Source organism: Arthrobacter sp. TMS2-4 (genome assembly GCF_054511075.1).
In genome coordinates, this window is the sequence record NZ_JBTNDI010000008.1 from 23,465 (window position 1) to 44,506 (window position 21,042).

21 protein-coding genes and 1 tRNA gene are annotated in these 21,042 nt (G+C 69.9%); 14 read left to right on the forward strand and 8 right to left on the reverse strand.

Going from position 1 to position 21,042, the window contains the following annotated elements:
• Positions 1–3 precede the first annotated feature (3 nt).
• From ACX80F_RS11380 to fdhD, 6 genes are all read left to right on the forward strand, one after another.
• On the forward strand, positions 4–975 hold the full coding sequence (locus tag ACX80F_RS11380) for an NlpC/P60 family protein (RefSeq protein ID WP_459336506.1): 972 nt from the start codon (positions 4–6) through the stop codon (positions 973–975).
• 211 nt (positions 976–1,186) lie between these two features.
• The gene (locus tag ACX80F_RS11385; RefSeq protein WP_459336507.1) at positions 1,187–1,684 is read left to right on the forward strand and encodes an HNH endonuclease; all 498 of its coding nucleotides are present in this window, start codon (positions 1,187–1,189) and stop codon (positions 1,682–1,684) included.
• Positions 1,681–2,286: a molybdenum cofactor guanylyltransferase gene (gene mobA, locus ACX80F_RS11390; protein ID WP_459336508.1), complete on the forward strand. Its 606-nt coding sequence runs from the start codon at positions 1,681–1,683 to the stop codon at positions 2,284–2,286. The genes ACX80F_RS11385 and mobA overlap by 4 nt, the downstream gene beginning before the upstream one ends.
• A gap of 17 nt (positions 2,287–2,303) precedes the next feature.
• On the forward strand, positions 2,304–2,588 hold the full coding sequence (locus ACX80F_RS11395) for a DUF6457 domain-containing protein (RefSeq protein ID WP_459336509.1): 285 nt from the start codon (positions 2,304–2,306) through the stop codon (positions 2,586–2,588).
• Positions 2,585–3,859, forward strand: a complete 1,275-nt coding sequence (locus ACX80F_RS11400; RefSeq protein WP_459336510.1) for a molybdopterin molybdotransferase MoeA — start codon at positions 2,585–2,587, stop codon at positions 3,857–3,859. The genes ACX80F_RS11395 and ACX80F_RS11400 overlap by 4 nt, the downstream gene beginning before the upstream one ends.
• A 94-nt stretch (positions 3,860–3,953) precedes the next feature.
• Positions 3,954–4,781 (forward strand): formate dehydrogenase accessory sulfurtransferase FdhD, encoded by an 828-nt coding sequence (gene fdhD / locus ACX80F_RS11405; protein ID WP_459336511.1) that lies wholly within the window; start codon positions 3,954–3,956, stop codon positions 4,779–4,781.
• 116 nt (positions 4,782–4,897) lie between these two features.
• Here fdhD and ACX80F_RS11410 read toward each other — a convergent pair whose 3' ends face one another.
• Genes ACX80F_RS11410 through ACX80F_RS11420 form a run of 3 tightly spaced genes read right to left on the reverse strand, consistent with a single transcriptional unit; the run spans position 4,898 to position 7,206 of the window.
• The gene (locus ACX80F_RS11410; RefSeq protein WP_459336512.1) at positions 4,898–5,689 is read right to left on the reverse strand and encodes an amino acid ABC transporter ATP-binding protein; all 792 of its coding nucleotides are present in this window, start codon (positions 5,687–5,689) and stop codon (positions 4,898–4,900) included.
• A complete protein-coding gene (locus tag ACX80F_RS11415) occupies positions 5,676–6,335 on the reverse strand; it encodes an amino acid ABC transporter permease (protein ID WP_459336513.1) in 660 nt (219 codons plus the stop codon). The genes ACX80F_RS11410 and ACX80F_RS11415 overlap by 14 nt, the downstream gene beginning before the upstream one ends.
• 52 nt (positions 6,336–6,387) lie before the next feature.
• A complete protein-coding gene (locus ACX80F_RS11420) occupies positions 6,388–7,206 on the reverse strand; it encodes an amino acid ABC transporter substrate-binding protein (protein WP_459336514.1) in 819 nt (272 codons plus the stop codon).
• A gap of 222 nt (positions 7,207–7,428) precedes the next feature.
• Between ACX80F_RS11420 and ACX80F_RS11425 the strand changes: the two genes are divergently transcribed.
• Positions 7,429–9,351, forward strand: a complete 1,923-nt coding sequence (locus ACX80F_RS11425) for an ABC transporter ATP-binding protein (protein WP_459336515.1) — start codon at positions 7,429–7,431, stop codon at positions 9,349–9,351.
• A gap of 81 nt (positions 9,352–9,432) precedes the next feature.
• Here ACX80F_RS11425 and ACX80F_RS11430 read toward each other — a convergent pair whose 3' ends face one another.
• From ACX80F_RS11430 to ACX80F_RS11440, 3 genes are all read right to left on the reverse strand, one after another.
• Positions 9,433–9,870, reverse strand: coding sequence for an NUDIX hydrolase (locus tag ACX80F_RS11430; RefSeq protein ID WP_459336516.1), 438 nt, complete (start codon positions 9,868–9,870; stop codon positions 9,433–9,435).
• 52 nt (positions 9,871–9,922) lie between these two features.
• Positions 9,923–9,999: transfer RNA gene (locus ACX80F_RS11435), tRNA-Arg, on the reverse strand.
• Between the two features lie 37 nt (positions 10,000–10,036).
• Entirely contained in the window at positions 10,037–10,645 is a 609-nt protein-coding gene (locus ACX80F_RS11440) for a hypothetical protein (RefSeq protein ID WP_459336517.1), read from the reverse strand.
• Between the two features lie 159 nt (positions 10,646–10,804).
• Here ACX80F_RS11440 and ACX80F_RS11445 point away from each other — a divergent pair, with 159 nt between their 5' ends.
• The 7 genes from ACX80F_RS11445 to ACX80F_RS11475 all read left to right on the forward strand — a co-directional run bounded on the left by ACX80F_RS11445 (position 10,805) and on the right by ACX80F_RS11475 (position 19,061).
• Complete coding sequence (locus ACX80F_RS11445; protein ID WP_459336518.1) at positions 10,805–11,014, forward strand: hypothetical protein; 210 nt, start codon at positions 10,805–10,807, stop codon at positions 11,012–11,014.
• A 14-nt stretch (positions 11,015–11,028) separates the two neighbouring features.
• Positions 11,029–12,345 (forward strand): alanine/glycine:cation symporter family protein, encoded by a 1,317-nt coding sequence (locus ACX80F_RS11450; protein ID WP_459336519.1) that lies wholly within the window; start codon positions 11,029–11,031, stop codon positions 12,343–12,345.
• Positions 12,346–12,452: 107 nt separating this feature from the next.
• Entirely contained in the window at positions 12,453–14,918 is a 2,466-nt protein-coding gene (gene pcrA, locus ACX80F_RS11455) for a DNA helicase PcrA (RefSeq protein WP_459336520.1), read from the forward strand.
• A 177-nt stretch (positions 14,919–15,095) separates the two neighbouring features.
• Positions 15,096–16,262 (forward strand): ADP-forming succinate--CoA ligase subunit beta, encoded by a 1,167-nt coding sequence (gene sucC, locus ACX80F_RS11460; RefSeq protein ID WP_459336521.1) that lies wholly within the window; start codon positions 15,096–15,098, stop codon positions 16,260–16,262.
• Positions 16,263–16,274: 12 nt separating this feature from the next.
• The gene (gene sucD, locus ACX80F_RS11465; RefSeq protein WP_459336522.1) at positions 16,275–17,177 is read left to right on the forward strand and encodes a succinate--CoA ligase subunit alpha; all 903 of its coding nucleotides are present in this window, start codon (positions 16,275–16,277) and stop codon (positions 17,175–17,177) included.
• Positions 17,178–17,430: 253 nt separating this feature from the next.
• Positions 17,431–18,486, forward strand: a complete 1,056-nt coding sequence (locus ACX80F_RS11470; protein ID WP_459336523.1) for a zinc-dependent alcohol dehydrogenase family protein — start codon at positions 17,431–17,433, stop codon at positions 18,484–18,486.
• A gap of 104 nt (positions 18,487–18,590) precedes the next feature.
• A complete protein-coding gene (locus ACX80F_RS11475; RefSeq protein WP_459336524.1) occupies positions 18,591–19,061 on the forward strand; it encodes an SRPBCC family protein in 471 nt (156 codons plus the stop codon).
• Between the two features lie 30 nt (positions 19,062–19,091).
• On the opposite strand, the gene ACX80F_RS11480 is transcribed toward ACX80F_RS11475, so the two are convergent.
• A complete protein-coding gene (locus ACX80F_RS11480; RefSeq protein WP_459336525.1) occupies positions 19,092–19,487 on the reverse strand; it encodes a PDZ domain-containing protein in 396 nt (131 codons plus the stop codon).
• 169 nt (positions 19,488–19,656) lie between these two features.
• A complete protein-coding gene (locus ACX80F_RS11485) occupies positions 19,657–20,766 on the reverse strand; it encodes a VIT1/CCC1 transporter family protein (protein ID WP_459336526.1) in 1,110 nt (369 codons plus the stop codon).
• Between the last annotated feature and the right edge of the window lie 276 nt (positions 20,767–21,042).

Genomic DNA, 21,042 nt, shown 5'->3' on the forward strand with positions numbered 1-21,042 from the left:
AACGTGTCCACATGCTCTTCACCGGGCCGCCACCGCGCGCCCCGAAACATCAGTCCGCTGTCCGGTCTGTCCGCCGCCGTCGCCTCCAACGCCGGATCCGTCGGCCGGCAGGCCGCCGTCATCGTCGCCGTATCGGGCCTGGTCCTGACCAGTGGGGTCGCTGCCAACGCCGCTGACGTCAAGCCGCAGCGGGATGTCAGGGTCTCCAACGTCTCATTGCCCTCCGCGCGGACCGCCGTCGTCGCCTCGAACACGACCGAGGTGTCCTTCGCCAGGACCCCGGTCAGGGTGAAGGCCAAGCCGGTCGTCGCCCCGAAGGCTCCGGTGCAGAAGGCTCCCGTCGTGGCAGCTCCGGTCGAGAAGGCACCCGTCGTCGAAGCCCCGGTTCCCGCAGCGCCCGTCGTCGCAGCACCCGTGGCCGAGGTCCCGGCGCCCGCCGTCGCAGCACCCGCGGTCGAGGTCCCGGCGCCCGCCGTCGCAGCACCCCCGGTCGTCGCCGCTCCCGCCGCTCCCGCCGCCGTCGCCGCTCCGGCGGTGGCAGCTCCGATCGCGGCGCCCGCCGCGCCCATCGCGCCGGCGCCCGTCGCGAAGACCCGCACGGCAACCGCCGTACCGGCGTCGACGCCCGCTCCCGCACCGTCCTCCGGCGTTGCGGCGACGATCGCCGCCGCGGCCAGGGGCCAGCTCGGCGTCGTGCAGGACTGCACCCGCCTGGCGAGCAACTCCCTCGCCGCAGCCGGGATCAACTTCCACGGCTGGCCGGCCGGCTACCTGTCCCTCGGCCGCACCGTGAGTGCCGGCGAAGCCATCCCCGGCGACCTGATCTACTATGCGGACGGCGGCATGGGCGCGGCCCACATCGCGGTCTACATCGGCGGCGGCCAGGCCGTCCACGGCGGATTCAACGGCAACACCACGGTCATCGCCCCGGCGGAGCTCGGCTCCGGCGGCGTGTACATCCGCGTGGGCGGCTGACCCCGAACGATCCCGCACAGGAGGACCGGCACGTTGTGCCGGTCCTCCTGTGCGTCGACCGCCGCGGGTGGCAGAAGGAGCAGCCCGTCGGCCCGGCGTTACGCGGACGGCCGGGTGCGGTTTACCCTTGCAGTGTCAATCCGAAGCTCTTCTCCCGATCCCCGGGATGGCAACCGGTTGCGGGGAACAGGTCAGCAATGGGGCACGTCGAATGCGCACTCTCGTTCTGAACGCAGGCTATGAACCGCTGGCGGTCGTCACCTTCCGCCGGGCGCTGGTCCTTGTGCTCACCGGGAAGGCGAGCGTCGTGGCGGAGGACGACGACCCGGTGGTCGGTCCTGCCGACGTCTTCGGGAGGCCGTCGGTGATCCTGCTCAACAGATACGTGAAGGTCCCCTATCGCCAGGACGTCGCTGCGACGCGGCGGGGCGTGCTGCGCCGTGACAACCACCTGTGCGCCTACTGCGGAAAGGCGGCATCCACCATCGACCACGTGATGCCGAGGTCGCGCGGCGGCGGCGACACCTGGGAGAACCTCGTGGCCTGCTGCCTCCGATGCAACAACGCCAAGGGCAACAAGACGCTCGCGAGCCTCGGCTGGTCCCTGAGGGTGGTTCCGCGTCCGCCCCGCGGCCCCCAGTGGCAGATCCGCGAACTGGAGAGGCCCGCTCCGCAGTGGAGCGAGTTCCTCGCGGAGACCGCCGCATGAGGGCGGACCGCCCGTCGTTCGACGCCGTGATCCTCGCCGGAGGGCGGTCATCCCGGCTCGGCGGCGTCCCGAAGGCCGGGCTGGTCGTCGACGGCGTGACCCTGCTCGAGCGGACGTGCGCGGCCCTCGCCGACGCCGGGCAGCTGGTGGTCGTAGGCCCCGAGGCCGACGGGTGGCGCGCGCTGCCGGGCTCGCCGTCGTTCGTGCGCGAGGAGCCGGCCTTCGCCGGCCCCGCAGCCGCTCTCGTCGCCGGCCTCCGCGCCGGGACGGGCCTCTGTGCGCCCTGGTGCGCCGTCGTCGCCTGTGACATGCCGCGCGTCGCCGAACTGGTCGACGTGCTGCTCGCCGAGGCCGCCGACGACGGCGACGCGTCGCTCGTGGCCGTGGACGGCGGCCGGGCCCAGCCGCTCGCGGCGCTCTACCGCACCGCTGACCTGGCGGCCGCGGTGGATGTCATCCTCGCCTCCGGGACCGCCGACAACCTGTCGATGCGCAGCCTCCTTGCTAGTGTGGAAACCAGACCTGTCCCGGTAGCACCGGGCACAACGCACGACGTCGACACCTGGGCTGATGCGAGGGTCCTGGGAGTCGACGTCCCCTAGCACCTCCCGGAGGGCTCATGGACGATCGCCAGAAGCTGCTGCACGAATGGACCGGACGGCTGCTCGCCGCCTTCGAGATCGACGGCACGGACGTGGACATCGACGCCGTGCTCGGCCTGGCGGGCAAGGCGGCCCACGGTGTGGTGCGCCCCGCCGCACCCCTGACGACGTTCGTGGTGGGCTATGCCGCCGGTCTGGCCGTCGGCAGCGGGCAGGCCGACGAGGACGTGGCCATGCGCTCGGCGCTGGCCGTCGCGGATGCCCTGTGCGCGGAGGCCGCGGCGGAAGGCGGCGCCGCATGATCGAGGGCGGCGCAGCAACCAATGTCGACTGGGCGACGGCCCGCACCATGGCCTACGGCGCCGGACGTCCCCTGCCGTTCCAGACCGTCCCGCTCGCTGACGCACTCGGGCAGACCCTCGCGGAGCCGGTGCACGCGCTGCAGTCCATCCCGCACTACGCGTCGTCCGCGATGGACGGCTGGGCGGTCAACGGCGAACCGCCCTGGACGCTCGTGACCCGCCCCGAACCGGAGGACCACCCGCGCGGCAGGCCGTCCCCGCACAGCGATTCGGGCGAGATCTCGCTCGCGCCGGGCGAGGCGACCTTCATCCTCACCGGGGGCGTGGTCCCGCAGGACACCGTCGGCATCCTCCGGACCGAACACGGCGCCGTTCGCGGAGCCATGCTCGACCGCAACGGGTCCGCGCGACCCGACGAGCCGTCACCCGGCGAGCACATCAGGCCCGCCGGTGAGGAAGCGGACGAGGGGTCCCTGGCGATCCCCGTCGGCGTCGTCCTCAACCCGGCCCAGATAGCCCTCGCCGCCGTCTGCGGCCACGACACCCTCGCCGTCCTGCGGGCCCCGCGCGTGTCGTTGCTGATGACCGGCGACGAGGTGATCGAGCACGGCCTGCCGCATGCGGGCCAGGTGCGTGACACCTTCGGCCCCCAGCTGCCCGGGTTCGTCGCGATGCTGGGCGGCCACGTCGACGTCGCAGGCCGCGCGAAGGACGACCTCGACGACGTCGTCGCGGCCATCAGCGCCGAGCCCACCGACGAGTTCTCCCTCGCCCGGGCGTCCGGCGACATACTCATCACGACGGGCGGGACCGGCAACTCGATGGCCGACCACATCCGCCGGGCACTCATGGAGGTCGGCGCAGAAATGCTCATCGACGGGATCGCCATGCGGCCCGGACACCCGACGCTGCTCGCCAGGCTGCCCGACGGGCGCTTCCTCGTGGGGCTCCCCGGCAACCCGCTGGCCGCGATGATGGCGATGATCACGGTTGCAGGCCCCCTGCTCGCGGGGCTTCGCGGATCGTCCCTGGACGAGCCCTCACCGGTGGCGACGGCCGACGCCTTCGATCCCCTGCCGGGAAGGAGCCGTCTTGTGCCTTACCGGATGGAGTCCGGACAGGCCGTGCCGAGCACCCACCAGCGCTCCGGGATGCTCCGCGGGCTCGCCTCGGCCGACGGCGTCATGGTGGTCCCGCCCGAAGGCTGCCGGGCCGGCGACCCGGTGCCGGCCCTGTCACTGCCCTGGGCGCCCGCAGGCCCACGGACATAGCCGGACGGCGTCCACGTTCCCGTGTCGAAGCCGACACACCAGTCACAGCCCGGGCCGACCAGCCTCTTCCCGGGGCCGAGGTAAGGAGAACCCGATGAACCGGGTCACGCAGCGCCGCCGCATCACCAAGTTCCGGGTAGGCGCGCAGACGGGACGTCGCGAGGACGTGCTCGCGGGCGAGGAGCCACTGGAGATCCGCCTCGACGGGAGGGCCTTCACCGTGACGATGCGTACGCCCGGCGACGACTTCGACCTCGTGGCGGGTTTCCTCGTCTCCGAGGGCGTGGTCTGGGAGCCGGGCCAGCTGCCGAGCCTGCGGTACTGCGCGGGCGTGGACGACAACGGGCAGCAGACCTTCAACGTGGTCGAGGCACAGCTGCGCCCCGGCGTCGAACTGCCGGATACCGCCATGGAGCGCCACGTCTACACCTCGAGCTCGTGCGGGATCTGCGGCACCGCGTCGATCGACGCCGTCAGGAAGTCCTCCCGGTTCGACCTGCACACCGACGCATCCCCGGTGGACCTCGGGATCCTCGCCTCCCTGCCGGACCGCCTGCGCGAGAGCCAGAAGCTGTTCGACCGCACCGGCGGCGTACACGCCGCCGGGCTCTTCACCGCAGAGGGGGAGCTCCTGTGCCTCCGGGAGGACGTGGGACGGCACAACGCCGTCGACAAGGTGGTGGGCTGGGCCCTGCGCGAGGGCATGCTGCCGCTGCGCGGAACCATTCTGCAGGTCTCCGGGCGGGCCTCCTTCGAGCTCGTGCAGAAGGCGCAGCTCGCCGGCATCCCGGTCCTCGCAGCGGTGAGCGCGCCGTCGTCGCTCGCGGCCGACCTCGCGGACGACGCCGGGCTCACGCTCGTGGGCTTCAGCCGCGGCACGACGCTGAACTGCTACTCCCACCCGGACCGTATCGCGGCCTGACCACGGGTGCGGCGTCGTGCCCGCGTCAGCCGTCGACGCCGCATGCCGGGGCGCGACACCCCGGCATCTCCGGTGCCGGCGGCATCGCGCTGAGCAGGATACCGCCGAACACCGACCTAGAAGGGGTGAAGCAGGCGCTGCACGAACCGGCGCGTCCGCTCCTCGCGGGGGTTGCGTAGCACCTGATCGGGATGGCCGTGCTCGACGACGACCCCGCCGTCCATGAACACGACCTCGTCCGCGACCTCACGGGCGAAGGCCAGTTCGTGGGTCACGATCACCATGGTCCACTTCTCCTCGGCGAGTTCCTTGATGACGGCGAGTACCTCGCCGACCAGTTCGGGATCCAGGGCGGACGTGGGCTCGTCGAACAGGAGCAGGTCCGGTTGCAGGGCCAGGGCCCGGACGATCCCGACGCGCTGCTGCTGCCCGCCGGACAGGTTGAACGGGTAGTCGTCCCGCTTCTCCGCGAGTCCCACGCGGGCGAGCAGCCGTTCGGCATCCGCGACGGCTTCCCTCCGGGGCCGTTTCTGTACCTGCACGGGACCCTCGATGATGTTCTCCAGCACGGTCATGTGCGGGAACAGGTTGTAGTTCTGGAAGACCATCGCGCTCCGGTCGCGCAGCGACAGGGCCGCCTTCGCCGGGACCTTGGCGCCGAAGTCGACCGAGGGGCCGCCGCGGAAGGCGACCCTGCCGCCGTCGGGCGTCTCCAGCCCGTTCAGGCAGCGCAGCACGGTGGTCTTGCCGGATCCGGAGGGGCCCACGAGGGCCACGACCTGCCCACTGTCGACGCGCAGGTCGATCGAGGAGAGCACCCGGTTGGTCCCGAAGGACTTCTCCAGGTCCGTGACCTGCAACAGGGGGCCCTCGGTGGCAGGCCGATGCAGGGGATCAGCGGGCGACATAGCGGTCCAATCGCTTCTCGAGTGCGGACTGGCCGCCGGACAGGACGAGGCAGAACACCCAGTAGATCGCCGCGGCCTCGAGATAGAGCAGCATGAACTGCTGCGAGTAGGCGGCGATCTGCTGTGCTTCGCGGAACAGTTCCGTCACGAGGATCAGTGATGCCAGGGAGGTGTCCTTGACGAGGCTGATGAACGTGTTGGACAGCGGCGGCACGGAGACGCGCGCCGCCTGCGGCAGGATGACACGGCGCAGGGTCAGCGTGCGGGACATGCCGATGGTGTGGCCCGCCTCCCACTGGCCCTTGGGCACGGACAGGATGGCGGCGCGGAGGATCTCTGCGGCGTAGCCTGCCACGTTCAGCGAGAACGCGATGATGGCGCTGGGCCACGGATCGATGGTCAACCCGATCGAGGGCAGGCCGTAGAAGATGACGAACAGCTGCACCAGCAGGGGCGTGCCCCGGATGACCGACACGTAGAAGCGCGCGATCCCGGACAGGACGGGATTCCCGCTGATCCGCATGAGTGCGACCACGAGCGCGAGCACGAGTCCGATCGCGAAGGACGCGAGCGAGAGCGGGATTGTGCCCGTCAGACCACCCGAGAGCATGGGCCAGAACGAGGTGCGCAGCAGCTCCCAGTCCATCAGGACGTGCTCCGGGTCGGTGCGGACCGCCTATCCGGCCGTGGTGCCGGGGTCACTGGCTGACGTCGGAGCCGAAGTACTTCCCGGAGATCTCGGCCAGGGTCCCGTCGGCGCGCAGCTCCTCGAGCGCCGCATCGATGGCGTCCACCAGCTCGGTGCTGCCCTTGCGCACGGCGACGGCGCTCTGCGAGGTCTCATCCGTGGTGGCGGCGACCTTGATGCCCTCGTTGTTGTTGGTGTTCTGGTAGTCGAGGTACGTCAGCTCGTCATTGATCGTCGCGTCCACGCGGCCCTGCTCGAGGAGCGTGACGGCCTGGGCCCAGCCTTCCACCGCCTCGACGTTCGCGCCGCTCTCCTTGGCGAGCTCGTTCCAGTTGCTGGTCAGCGACTGCGCCGTGGTCTTGCCGGCCAGGTCCTCGAAGGACGTGATGTCGCCGTTGTCCGCGGTGGTGACGATGACGCCGGAGCTGACCGTGTAGGGCGTGGAGAAGTCGTAGGTCTCCTTGCGATCGTCCGTGATGGACACCTGGTTGGCGATGACGTCGAACCTGCCGGCCTCGAGGCCGGCGAAGATCGCATCCCACTGCGTCTCCTCGAACTCGGCCTCGACGCCCATCTTCTCCGCGACCGCGGTGATGACCTCGACGTCGTAGCCGGTGAGGTCGCCGCTGCCGTCCTCGTGGTAGCTGAAGGGCTTGTAGGTGCCTTCGGTGCCGACGGTCAGGACGCCTGCGTCCTGGATCTCCTGGAGGGAGGTCGGCTCCGCCGGACCGGAGGAAGCACCGTCGCCGGCGGGTGCTGATGACGAGCAGCCGGCAAGCGCGAGCGTAAGGGCTGCGGCGGCACCGAGGACGGACAGGCGGTGATTCATGGGATGCTTCCTTGGGGTGGGGGATGCGCGGGCGGGCGCCGGAAATAGAAGGGCTCGTGAACAGCTTGAACCTAGGTGCATACGCTTCGCCCGCTTGCGGCCGGAATCGGAACACTACCGGGGTGAACACCGGGACCTCCACTTATTGTTCCGAAGCATGACGGGCGGGGCAGGAACGCCCACGAACCCGAGCCGGAACCGGCATCCACGGAAGGAACGGCCATGAGCATGGAAGGCGCGGCGTGGAGCTCGCTGTACAAGATCTCGACGGCGAAGGACAACAAGCACGGCTTCTCCCGGGAGTCGGTCCGCCGGATCCTGACCTTCGCGGTGCCCTACCGGACGAAACTGGTGCTCTTCATCCTGCTGTCCGTGGCCGGGGCGTTCCTGGCGGTCGCGACGCCGGTCCTGGCCGGGCAGGTGGTCGATGTCATCGTCGCCGACGGCGAGGTCCGGACGATCGTCTGGCTCGCCTCCATCATCGCCCTGGTCGCGATCGTGGACGCCGGGGTGTCCCTGCTCACCCGCTGGTACTCGTCGCGCATCGGCGAGGGCGTCATCCTGGATCTCCGCACCGCCGTGTTCAACCACGTGCAGAAGATGCCCATCGCCTTCTTCACCCGGACACGGACCGGAGCATTGGTCAGCCGCCTCAACAATGACGTGATCGGCGCGCAGCAGGCCTTCAGCGGCACGCTATCGGGCGTGGTCACGAACCTGGTGGCCCTGGTCCTCACCCTCGCCGTCATGCTGAGCACCTCCTGGCTCGTGACCGTCCTCGCCGTCCTCATGCTGCCCATCTTCCTGGTGCCCGCCCGCCGCATGGGCAGCCGCCTCGCCGCGCTCCGCCGGGAGGCCGCCGACCACAACTCGGCCATGAGCACCCAGATGACCGAGCGCTTCTCGGCGCCCGGCGCCACGCTGGTCAAGCTCTTCGGTCGGCCCGACGAGGAGGCCGAGGAGTTCCGCGTCCGCGCCGCGCGCGTGCGGGACATCGGGGTGCGCACCGCAATGCTGCAGTTCGTCTTCTTCACCGCCCTCATGCTCGTCTCCGCGCTGGCGCTCGCCCTCGTCTACGGACTCGGCGGAACCCTCGCGCTCGCGGGCCGGCTCGACACCGGCGAGGTCGTCACGCTCGCCCTGCTCCTCACCCGCCTGTACGCGCCGCTGACCAGCCTCGCGAACGCGCGCGTCGAGATCATGAGCGCCATCGTCAGCTTCGAGCGCGTCTTCGAGGTCCTGGACCTCGAACCGCTGATCCGGGAGAAGCCTGACGCGGCCGTCGTCCCCGCCGGCCCGGTGTCCGTCGAGTTCGACGACGTCCGCTTCGCCTACCCTTCCGCCGACAAGGTCTCCCTCGCCTCCCTCGAGGAGGTCTCGACGCTGGACACCCGGGGCGGCGAGGAGGTGCTGCACGGGGTGTCCTTCCGCATCGATCCCGGCCAGACCGTGGCACTCGTCGGCACCTCGGGCGCCGGGAAGTCGACCATCGCGCAGCTCCTGGCGCGGCTGTACGACGTCGACAGCGGCGCGGTGCGCCTGGCCGGTGCCGACGTCCGGGACGTCACGTTCGCCTCGATGCGCCACACCCTCGGCATGGTGACGCAGGACGGACACCTGTTCCACGAGACCATCCTCGCGAACCTCCGCCTCGCGCGCCCGGACGCCACGGAGGACGAGGTGTGGGACGCCGTCCGGCGGGCCCGCCTGGAGCCGTTGGTCCGTTCCCTACCCGACCAGCTCGACACCATGGTGGGCGAGCGCGGGTACCGGCTGTCCGGGGGCGAGCGCCAGCGCATGACCATCGCGCGACTCCTGCTCGCCCAGCCCCGCGTCGTAATCCTCGACGAGGCCACGGCGGCCCTGGATTCGACGTCGGAGGCCGCCGTGCAGGCGGCCCTGAGCGAGGCGCTCGAGGGGCGGACCGCCATGGTCATCGCCCACCGGCTCTCGACGATCCGCAGCGCCGACCTGATCCTCGTGGTCGAGGACGGGGCAATCGTGGAACGGGGGACGCACGACGAGCTGCTGGCGATCGGCGGACGGTACGAGGAACTTCACCGGACGCAGTTCGCCGTGCAGAAGAACGTCGCCGTGGACGAGGACCCCGAAGCCCTGACCGGTCTCTCATCAGGACGACCGTGACGAGCGCAGAGCGGACCTGAGCCATGCGGGGTGCTCACCCCGGCACCGACGGATCCACCCGCTCAGGGGGCGGGACTTTCCTCAGGGCACGGCCCGGTTCCCCGACCGCTCGGGGTCCCGGAGCAGCCGGGGGACGACGTAGTCGGTCAGCAGGGGAGCGAGGTCCGAGCGTCCGGCTGCGTCCCGGAGATCGAGCCAGGTGAGCTCCTCGATCTCCGCGGCGGGGGACGGCCGGGCGGTGAGGGGGCAGCGGAAGACCGTGGCCACGAGCCGGGTGTCCGCCTCGTTCGCGGCCGGCCCTTCCCAGGTGCCGAGCAGGCGGAGGTCTTCGGGGTGGACGGTCAGGCCCAGCTCTTCGGACAGTTCGCGTGCGCCGGTCTCCGCCGGCGTCTCGCCGGGTTCCGGCTTGCCGCCGGGCTGCATGAACATGGCGGTGCCGCGCTTGCGGACGAGCAGCAAGCGTCCGGCGTCGTCGAGCAGGCACAGGGCCGTGACGGTGATCGTCGGGGTCGCAGCCATGACCGCCACCTTCCCCGTCCCGAGCGCTGTCCGCTCCCCGTGTGGCCCGCGATGGTGCCCCTGGCCGGAATCGAACCGACGACCTTCCCTTTAGGAGAGGGACGCTCTATCCTACTGAGCTACAGAGGCGCGGATCGGCTGGTGGAGCCGATCCGGCGGTCCCAGCTTACCTGCTCTTCGTTCCGGGTCCGGCGCCCGCCGTACGGAGTGTCCGCGGCAGGAACACGGAGACGGCACCGGCTACGAGGCTCAGCGCGAGCAGTACCCAGCGCAGGACCGTCAACGTCGAGGCCGGCCCCACGTCCCCGGTGCCGGCGAGCATCGCGTCGATCGCGATGTTCTCCCACAGGTCGACGACGACGAACAGGATCACGGGGGACCACAGGAGCCAGCGCAGCCAGCGGGGCCCGGCGTTGAGCTGGATCAGCAGGAGCCAGGCGAACGCGAAGATCAGCGGGAACAGGGTGCCGGCCGTGCGGTGGAGATAGCTCAGCTGGCCGCGCGCGTCGTCGTCCATGGCACCGCGGAGTTGATCCGCGTAGCCGGCGTCGTAGCCGCCGATCATCATGTCGGGCATGGCGAGCCCTCCCGAGAGCTGGGTCATCTGCCCGAGCGTGAGCAGGTGGAAGTACCAGAAGAGGAAGAGGGAGGCCACGGCGGCGGCGATGACGACCAGGCTGCCGTTGGAGTGCCGGCGGTCCGTTTGGAGCGCTTCGGGCCCGGGGCCGGTGCCGGTGGAATGCTTGCGTGCGATCTGAGCCCGGGTGCGTGCCATGAGAAAAGTATGGGTGACGATCGGCGTCCACGGGCATCTCACGACCACGCTGGAGGCCGTCCTGCCACCCTGACTTATTCCTCCCCGACGGGGCTTGTGATTGCGCTCACGCGCGAAGAGCGGTTTTCTATAGAGATGTCCATTTCAACAGCACTGCCCATGACCACTGTGACCGAGGAGGTGGGCTGGCTCGCGGAGATCGACGCCGCCATCAATGCGGTGTTCGAACCCATCACCGAGACCTTCTCGACGATCGTGTTCTTCCCCATCACCATCGGTGACGTGAGTTTCCCGTTCGTCGTCCTGTGGCTCATCGCGGCGGGCGTGATTTTCACGGTCTACTTCGGCTTCATCCAGTTCGGGGGCTGAAGGTCGGGTACGAAGTGGTCCGCGGCCGATACTCGTCGAAGGAAGACCCCGGGGAGGTGCCGCACTTCCAGGCCCTCACGTCCGCGTTGTCGGGGACGGTCGGGCTCGGTAACATCGCCGGCGTCGGAGCGGCCATGGCGCTCGGCGGCCCCGGTGCGACCTTCTGGATGGTCCTCGCCGGCCTGCTGGGCATGGCGACGAAATTCGCCGAGTGCACCCTCGGCGTCAAGTACCGCGAGGTCCACGAGGACGGAAGCGTCAGCGGTGGACCGTTCCGGTATCTGCCCATCGCGTTCAGCAAGTTCGGAAGTATCCCGGCGAAGATCCTGACCGGTATCTTCGCGGTCGCCATCCTGATCTTCGGTGTGGCCGGCGGCAACATGTTCCAGGCGAACCAGACCTTCGCCCAGGTCCAGAACGTCACGGGCGGCGCCGACGGACTCCTCGGCAGCCCCGGCGCTGCACTGATCTTCGGGCTCGTGCTCGCAGGACTGGTAGCGGTCGTGATCCTCGGCGGCATCAAGTCCATCGGCGCCACCACCAGCCGGCTCGTGCCGGCCATGGGCATCGTGTACGTGGTCTCCTGCCTCCTCGTCATCCTCGTGAACCTCGGACAGGTTCCGGCTGCCATCGCGTCGATCTTCGCCGGGGCGTTCAATCCCCAGGGCATCGCCGGCGGTATCCTCGGCGTCATGATCGTCGGGTTCACCCGTGCAGCGTTCTCCAACGAGGCGGGACTCGGGTCGGCAGCGATCGCGCACTCCGCGGTGAAGACCCGCCGACCGGTCAGCGAGGGTTTCGTCGCCCTGTACGAGCCGCTCGTCGACACGGTCCTCATCTGCACCATGACGGCGCTCGCCATCATCATCGCGGGCGCGCCCAGCCTGCAGGCCGGCATCGACCAGGTCCAGGCAGGCGAAGGAACACCCGACGGCGTCATCCTCACCTCGGACGCCTTCGCCACGGTCTTCCCCTGGTTCCCCGTGGTCCTCGCCATCGCGGTGTCGCTCTTCGCCTACTCCACGCTCATCACGTGGTCCTACTACGGGCTCAAGTCATGGCAGTACCTGTTCGGCCGCGGCAAGACCACGGAAGTCATCTACAAGGTCATCTTCCTGTTCTTCACCGTCGCCGGGACCGTGCTGACCTTCAGCCAGGTCATCGGCTTCGCGGACGCGGCGCTGTTCGTCTGCGGTTTCGTCAACCTGCTCGGCGTGTACTTCCTGCTCCCCGTCATCAAGCGGGAGATGCGTGCATACCTCGCCGACCGCAAGAGCGGCAAGCTGTCGATCCTCGGCATCGAAGCGGACGAACTGGAGGCCGAGAAGTAGTACCGCACCCCTGCACCACTGCCCCCGCCGGTCCTCCGGCGGGGGCATTCCCGTACCCGGGAGGGTGCCCCGTGCGTGTCGGGGGCACGCCCTAGACTTGATGCACCATGGACATGCTCTTCGATCCCTACGTCTCCCCGCCCACGCCCGCCGAGAAGAAGCGCGCCCGGGACGCAGCGATGGCAACGGCGTCCGACGCGGCCGACCCGGCCACGGAACACGTCCCCTCCCGCGCCGGCGTGGACGAGCACCGGGCCCGGGAACTCCTGCTCGGGCTGAACCCGGAGCAGGAGGAAGCCGTGAAACACGGCGGGTCGCCGCTGCTGATCGTCGCCGGCGCCGGCTCGGGCAAGACCCGCGTGCTCAGCCACCGCATCGCCCACTTGCTGGCCACCGGCCGCTCCCACCCCGGGCAGATCCTCGCGATCACGTTCACGAACAAGGCCGCAGCCGAGATGCGCGAACGGATCGAGGGCCTGGTGGGCGACGTCGCGAAGCGCATGTGGATCTCCACGTTCCACTCCTCCTGCGTGCGGATCCTCCGCCGCGAGGCCGCCTCCGTGGGCCTGAACTCGAACTTTTCCATCTACGACTCCGCCGATACGCTGCGCCTCATCACGCTCGTGGCCAAGGGGCTCGACCTCGACCCCAAGAAGTTCGTGCCCAAGGCCATCCAACACAAGATCAGCGCCCTGAAGAACGAGCTCGTCGACGAGGAGACGTTCGCCTCTACGGCGAGCCTGTCCGATCCCTTCGAGCAGGCCGTCGCGGAGGTCTACACGGGGTACGCCCAGCGCATGCGCCAGGCGAACGCCATGGACTTCGACGACCTGATCGCCCAGACGGTCTACATGTTCCGGGCCTTCCCCGGCGTGGCCGACTACTACCGACGGCGTTTCCGCCACGTCCTCGTCGACGAGTACCAGGACACCAACCACGCGCAGTACGCCCTGGTCCGGGAGATCGTCGGCGTGCCGGGCGAATCCACGGACGACCCCGCGGAACTGACCGTCGTCGGTGATTCCGACCAGTCGATCTACGCGTTCCGCGGCGCCGACGTGCGCAACATCGTCGAGTTCGAGAACGACTACCCGAGCGCGCGCACCATCCTGCTCGAGCAGAACTACCGCTCCACCCAGAACATCCTCACCGCCGCGAACGCGGTGATCTCCCGCAACCCCGACCGGCCCGAGAAGCGGCTCTGGACGGCCGAGGGCAGTGGGGAGAAGATCGTCGGCTACGTGGGCGAGAACGAGCACGAGGAGGCCCGCTTCATCGCCGAGGAGATCGACCGACTCCAGGACGAGGACGGCATCCGGCCCGGCGACGTCGCCATCTTCTACCGCACCAACGCCCAGTCACGCTCCGTCGAGGAGATCCTGCTGCGCGTCGGCCTGCCCTACAAGGTGGTCGGCGGGACCCGCTTCTACGAGCGCAAGGAGATCAAGGACGCGCTGGCGTACCTGCGCGTCCTCGTGAACCAGGACGACGTCGTGAACCTGCGCCGGATCCTCAACGAACCCAAGCGCGGCATCGGCGACCGCGCCGAGTACGCCGTCGCGTCCCTCAGCGAGCGCGAACGGATCAGCTTCATGGCCGCCCTGCGGCGGGCCGACCACGCGCCCGGCATGGCCACGCGCTCCGTCAACGCCGTGGCCGGGTTCGTGAAGCTCATCGACGACCTCGCGGAGGTCGCGAACGGCTCGGGAGCCTCGGCAGCCCTCGAGGCCGTCCTGGAACAGACCGGCTATCTGGAGCAGCTGCGCACCAGCAACGACCCCCAGGACGAGTCACGGGTGGAGAACCTGGCCGAACTCGTCGCCGTCGTGCGCGAGTTCGAGCGGGACAACCCGGAGGGGACGCTGGGCGACTTCCTCGAGCAGGTGGCCCTCGTGGCCGACGCCGACCAGATCCCCGACGCCCCCGACGGCTCGGCCGCGGACGTGCAGCGTGCCGTCGAGGAGGCGCGCGCCCAGGGCGTGGTCACCCTCATGACCCTGCACACCGCCAAGGGCCTCGAGTTCCCCGTGGTGTTCCTCACCGGCATGGAGCAGGGCATCTTCCCGCACCAGCGCTCCGCGACGGATCCGAAGGAACTCGCGGAGGAGCGGCGCCTCGCCTACGTGGGCCTCACCCGCGCCCGGCAGCGGCTGTACATCACGCGCTCCGAGGTGCGCAGCATGTGGGGCCAGAGCCAGTACAACCCGGCGAGCCAGTTCGTCAGTGAGATCCCCGAGGAGCTCATCCACTGGAAGCGCGAGGGCGCGGCGAAGCCCGCCTGGACCTCCGGCGGCGGCACCAGTGGCCCACGGTTCAGCGGGTCCTACTGGGGTGCGAGCGGCGGCGGATTCACCGGGGGCGCCGCGCCGTCGTCGAAGAGCGTGGGACGCGTGCAGCCCCAGAAGGAAGTCGTGTCCGTCACCGTCGGCGACCACGTGAATCACACGAGCTTCGGCAACGGTACGGTGCTGTCCGTCGAGGGAGCGGGCGACAAGACCGTGGCCAAGGTGCGGTTCGACGTCGGCGAGAAGCGGCTGCTCCTGCGCTACGCGCCCCTCACCAAGGTCGCCTGACACCGACGGATCATCGCCGGAATGCGCATAGCAGTCCACGACACGTCCGGGCAAATTTCTACACGAGATAGAACTGTGGCCTTCCTCACGAAACAGATAGTCTGGGGAAGGCCTCGGGCCCGAGGGGCTACAGTTCCCTCTTGTAAACCTACTTCGACGTAGAAGGACACTAGCTAAGTGGACCTGTTTGAATATCAGGCGCGCGATCTCTTCGAGTCACACGGGGTTCCCGTGCTGGCCGGCATCGTGGCGCAGACTCCAGAAGAAGCAAAGGCAGCAGCCGAGAAGATCGGCGGTGTCGTGGTCGTCAAGGCCCAGGTCAAGGTGGGCGGTCGCGGCAAAGCCGGCGGCGTCAAGGTCGCCAAGACCCCCGATGAGGCCTTCACCTATGCGTCGGACATCCTCGGGATGGACATCAAGGGGCACACGGTCCACAAGGTGATGATCGCCCAGGGTGCGGACATCGCCGAGGAGTACTACTTCTCCGTGCTGCTCGACCGCTCCAACCGGAACTACCTGGCCATGTGCTCGGTGGAAGGCGGCGTGGAGATCGAGCAGCTCGCCGTCGAGCGACCCGATGCGCTCGCGCGCATCGCCGTCGACCCCGGCACGGGCATCGACCAGGCCAAGGCCGAGGAGATCGTCGACGCCGCCGGGTTCGCGCCCGAACTCCGTGAGGGCGTCGTCCACACCATCCTCAAGCTGTGGGACGTCTTCGTGAAGGAGGACGCCACACTCGTGGAGGTCAACCCGCTCGTGAAGACCGGCAGCGGCGAGATCCTCGCTCTGGACGGCAAGGTCACGATCGACGAGAACGCCGGATTCCGCCAGGCCGGCCATGCCGCGCTCGAGGACTCCGCCGAGACCGATCCCCTCGAGGCCAAGGCCAAGGAACACGACCTCAACTACGTCAAGCTCGACGGCCAGGTCGGCATCATCGGGAACGGCGCGGGGCTCGTCATGTCGACCCTCGACGTCGTCGCGTACGCCGGTGAGGCACACGGCGGCGTGCTGCCCGCCAACTTCCTCGACATCGGCGGCGGCGCCTCCGCCGAGGTGATGGCCTCCGGCCTCGACGTCATCCTGAACGACTCGCAGGTCAAGAGCGTCTTCGTGAACGTCTTCGGTGGCATCACGGCATGCGACGCCGTCGCCAACGGGATCGTGAAGGCCCTCGAGATGCTCGGCGACGAAGCCAACAAGCCCCTCGTGGTGCGCCTCGACGGCAACAACGTCGACGAGGGCCGCCGCATCCTCGCCGCCGCCAACCACCCGCTGGTCACGCTCGCCAACACCATGGACGAAGGCGCCGACAAGGCTGCCGCGTTGGCCAACGGAAAGTAAGGGAACACCCGTATGTCTATCTACCTCAACAAGGATTCCAAGGTCATCGTCCAGGGCATCACCGGCGGCGAGGGCACCAAGCACACCGCCCTCATGCTGAACGCCGGGACCCAGGTCGTCGGCGGCGTCAACGCGCGCAAGGCCGGCACCACGGTCACCCACGGCGACGTCACCCTCCCCGTGTACGGCACGGTGGAGGAAGCCATGAAGGAGACCGGCGCCGACGTGTCGATCGTCTTCGTCCCGCCGGCCTTCACGAAGGACGCCGTCGTCGAGGCCATCGAGGCCGGCATCGGCCTCGTGGTGGTCATCACCGAAGGTGTCCCCGTGCAGGACTCGGCCGCGTTCTGGGCCCTCGCCCAGTCGACGGTCGACGCCGACGGCAAGCAGATCACCCGCATCATCGGACCTAACTGCCCGGGCATCATCACGCCCGGCGAGTCCCTCGTGGGCATCACCCCCGCGAACATCACGGGCAAGGGCGGAGTGGGCCTCGTCTCGAAATCCGGCACGCTGACCTACCAGATGATGTTCGAGCTCCGTGACCTCGGCTTCTCGACGGCCATCGGCATCGGCGGCGACCCCGTGATCGGGACCACGCACATCGACGCCCTTGCGGCCTTCGAAGCGGATCCCGAAACCAAGGCCATCGTCATGATCGGCGAGATCGGCGGAGATGCCGAAGAGCGCGCCGCCGAGTTCATCAAGGCGAACGTGACCAAGCCCGTGGTCGGCTACGTCGCGGGCTTCACGGCCCCCGAGGGCAAGACCATGGGCCACGCGGGCGCGATCGTCTCGGGGTCCGCCGGGACCGCGCAGGCCAAGAAGGAAGCCCTCGAGGCGGCCGGCGTCAAGGTCGGCAAGACGCCGTCCGAGACCGCCAGGCTCCTCCGCGAGGTCTACGCGACCCTCTGATCCCGGTCAGCCGACAAGCCTCCTCCGCACCCGTGCGGGGGAGGCTTTCGCGTGGGAGGGACCGAGGCCCGGCAGCCGGAGCAGGGCACGGCCGCGGCTCGATTCCCGACACCCGCGGGAGACCCCGGAGGAACTCGAGCACCGGCTCGACGGGGCGGTGGGGAGCGGCGGCGGTAGAGCCTCCCCGCACGCGGCTTGTAAGGTGACGGGAGGGGACAATCGATTGCGTCAAGCAAGCTTCTAGGAGATCACCATGCGCGCGACCATCATCCACGGGCCCGGCGACATCCGGGTCGAGGACCGGGACTACCCGAGCATCATCCGTCCGACCGACGCCGTCGTGAAGGTCACGGCGTCCTGTGTCTGCGGCTCCGACCTCTGGCCCTACCGGGGCGTCCGGCCCACCAAGGAGCCGAAGGCGATCGGCCACGAGTTCGTCGGCGTCGTCGAGTCCGTGGGCGACGACGTCCGCGACATCGCCGTGGGTGACTTCGTGATCGCGCCCTTCGTCGACAGCTGCGGAACCTGCCCGCAGTGCGTCAACGGTGTGACCGTGGCGTGCGACCACCTGGTCGGCTGGGGCAGCACCGACGAGCACGGCGACGTCGTGCAGGGTGCGCAGGGCGAAGCCGTCCGCGTCCCGCAGGCCGACGGTACGCTGCGGAAAGTGGACGGCGTGACCGAGCCCGACGCCGCCCTGACGGCCAGCCTGCTGACCCTCTCCGATGTGATGTCCACCGGCCACCACGCCGCGGTGTCCGCGAACGTCGGCCCGGGCAGCACCGTCGTCGTCGTGGGCGACGGCGCCGTGGGCCTGTGCGGGGTCCTCGCGGCGAAGCGCCTAGGCGCCGGACGCATCATCGCGATGTCCCGCCACGCCGACCGCCAGGCGCTCGCCCGCGAGTTCGGCGCCACCGACATCGTCGCCGAGCGCGGTGACGAGGGCGTGGCCAAGGTGCGCGAACTGCTCGGGGGAGTCCTCGCGGACTCCGTCCTCGAGTGCGTGGGCACGAAGGAGTCGATGGACCAGGCGCTGCGCAGCACGCGCCCCGGCGGACACCTGGGCTTCGTCGGTGTCCCCGCCGGCGGGCCGGAGCTGCCCATCGGCGTGCTGTTCGCGAAGAACATCACCGTCGGCGGCGGCATGGCACCGGCGCACACCTACATCCCGGAGCTGCTGAAGGACGTCCTCGACGGGACGATCAACCCCGGACGCGTCTTCGACGTCGAGATGCCCCTCGAGGACGCCGCGGACGCATACAAGGCCATGGACGAGCGGCGCGCCATCAAGGTGCTCCTGCGGCCCTGACCACGGCTCGCTCCGACACCGAAGGGCCCCTCATCGCGGGGGCCCTTCGGCGTCCCACCCGGGCGCTGCCGACAGCGGACCGCCGGAGCAGGCAGAATGAAGGCATGACGACGACGCCCGGCACGGACTCCGCGTACCTCATCTCCAGGGAACGCCTCATCGCGGCACCCGCCGACCGCATCTTCGAGGTCCTCGCGACACCGGCGCTGCACAGCGTCATCGACGGGTCGGGAACGGTCCGCGGTGAGCAGCCCAACGGCCCGGCCCGCCTGTCGCTGGGCGCGAAGTTCGGGATGGACATGAAGATGGGACCGTCCTACAAGATACTCAACCGCGTGGTCGAGTTCGAGGAGGGACGCCGGATCGCGTGGCGGCACTTCTCCGCCCACGTCTGGCGCTACACGCTCGAACCCCGGGACGGCGGGACGCTCGTGCGTGAGGAGTGGGACGGCCGTGCCGTGCGGTGGCGGTTCCTGTTCAGGCTCACCGGGTTCACGCGCCGCCATCCGGCGAGCATCGAGGCGACCCTCGGCAAGCTCGAGGACCACGTCCTGCAGCAGCGCGACCCCGCCTAGGCCCGGGCCGGAGGACGGCCGGTGCCTCCGTCACGACGTGCGCAGCTCCTCGGGGTGCAGGACCATGTCCACCAGGGCGCCGTTGCGCCACACCGTCATCTCCATCCGGCGGCCGATCGCCGTCTCGACCATGAGCCGCTGGACGCCCGTCGCGCTGCGGACCGCGGAATGATCGAGGGACACGACGACGTCCCCGGCCCGTGCCCCGGCGCCCGCGGCGGGGCTGCCCGCGACGACGGAGGCCACCTGCATCCCGGTACGCGACCCGACGCGGGCCGCGAGCTCGGGGGAGAGCGTGATCTGGGCTCCGACCAGGCCCAGCCACGCCCGCCGCACGCGGCCCCTGGTGATGAGCGCGTCGATGATCTCGCGGGTGATCGGGGTGATCGGGACGGCCAGACCGAGCGGGTTGCCGAGTGCGACCACGAGCTGCCCGACACGCAGGCCGGTGGCATCCCCCAGGGCACGGGCGGGGGAGTGCTGCCCTCCGCCGACAGGACGGCGAGGTCCGACAGCGGGTCGCTGCCGACGATGCGCGCAGCTGCACGCCCGGCTGGTCCGGCATCCCCGCGGCCCGCAGGGACGGCCTGCCGGATCAGGCCACGGACGTGCCGAACAGCAGGCCGAGCCCGTACGTCACGGCCGCGGCACCGAGTCCGATGCCCAGCTGCCGGAGAGCCAGCCGCAGCGGTGAGGCGCCGGACAGGAGAGCGACGACGGCCCCGGTCGCCAGCAGGGCCAGTCCCACGAGGAGGCAGGCGACGACGACGGCGAGGATGCCGCTGAGCCCCAGCAGGTACGGCAGGACCGGGATGATCGCCCCGGAGGCGAAGAAGCAGAAGCTCGAGGCGGCAGCCCCGAAACCCGTGCCGACCGCCTCGTGCTCGTCGACGGCGTCGTCCTCCTCGGGTTGCAGCGAGAAGCTCGGATCGCAGTCACAGCTGAACAGGCCCAGCCGTTCGGCCGCGCGGTGCTCCGCCGCGGCGGGCGTCATGCCCCTGGCGCGATACACCAGCACCAGCTCGTTGGCGTCGATGTCGAGTTCCTTGGCCGCCGTCAGCGTGATCTGCGTGGGGCGCGTCGCGGACAGGAGTTCGCGCTGGGACCGGACGGAGACGTACTCGCCGGCGCCCATCGACAGGGCGCCCGCCAGCAGGCCGGCCAGCCCGCTGAACAGGATGAACGACGTCGGGACGCCGGTCGCCCCGATGCCCATGACCAGCGCGAGGTTGCTGACGAGGCCGTCGTTCGCGCCGAACACGGCGGCGCGGAAGTTGCCGGAGAGCCGGTTGCGGCCGCGGGTCGCGAGGCCGCGCACCACCTCCTCGTGGATCAGTTCGTCGGCGGCCATCGCATTCGTGGCCGAGGGATCGGCCGCGTAGGGGGAGCGGCCCTCGGCCCGCTGCGCGAGGGCGAGGACGAAGACGGAGCCGAAGCGCCGCGCGAGCACGCCCAGGAGCCGGTTGCGGACGGAGGGCTGCAGGGGCCGCCCGGCCTGGTCGCCGAGGAGCGCCAGCCAGTGCGCCTCGTGGCGGCCCTCGGCCTCCGCGAGGCCGAGGAGGATCTCGCGTTCCTCGCCGGTCCTGCGCCGGGCGAGATGCCGGTAGGTGGCAGCCTCCGCACGCTCGTCGGCGAGGTACTGGCGCCAGCGCCTCACGTCGTCGCGGGAGGGGGGCTGTACAGGGGTGTTCTCGGGACTGTCCAAAAAATGCTCCGGTTGCTGGGGGCGGGTGCGCACCCCGGTCCGAAGCAGGACACTCCGGCCGGGGACCACAGCTGCGTCATATCGGCCGAAGGTCTCGCTCGCCGGTTCCACCGGTGGACTGCCGGGCGCCGATGGCGCCAGTATGTCGACAGGCCGCGCACACCGGGTGCGGAGCTACTCCCCTTCGGCAGACCATGCTACCGGACGGGGCGGTGTCCGTCGTGGCCGGTCTCTCGGGAGCCGGCGGTATGTTCGAGTACCGGAACGCACCGGCTG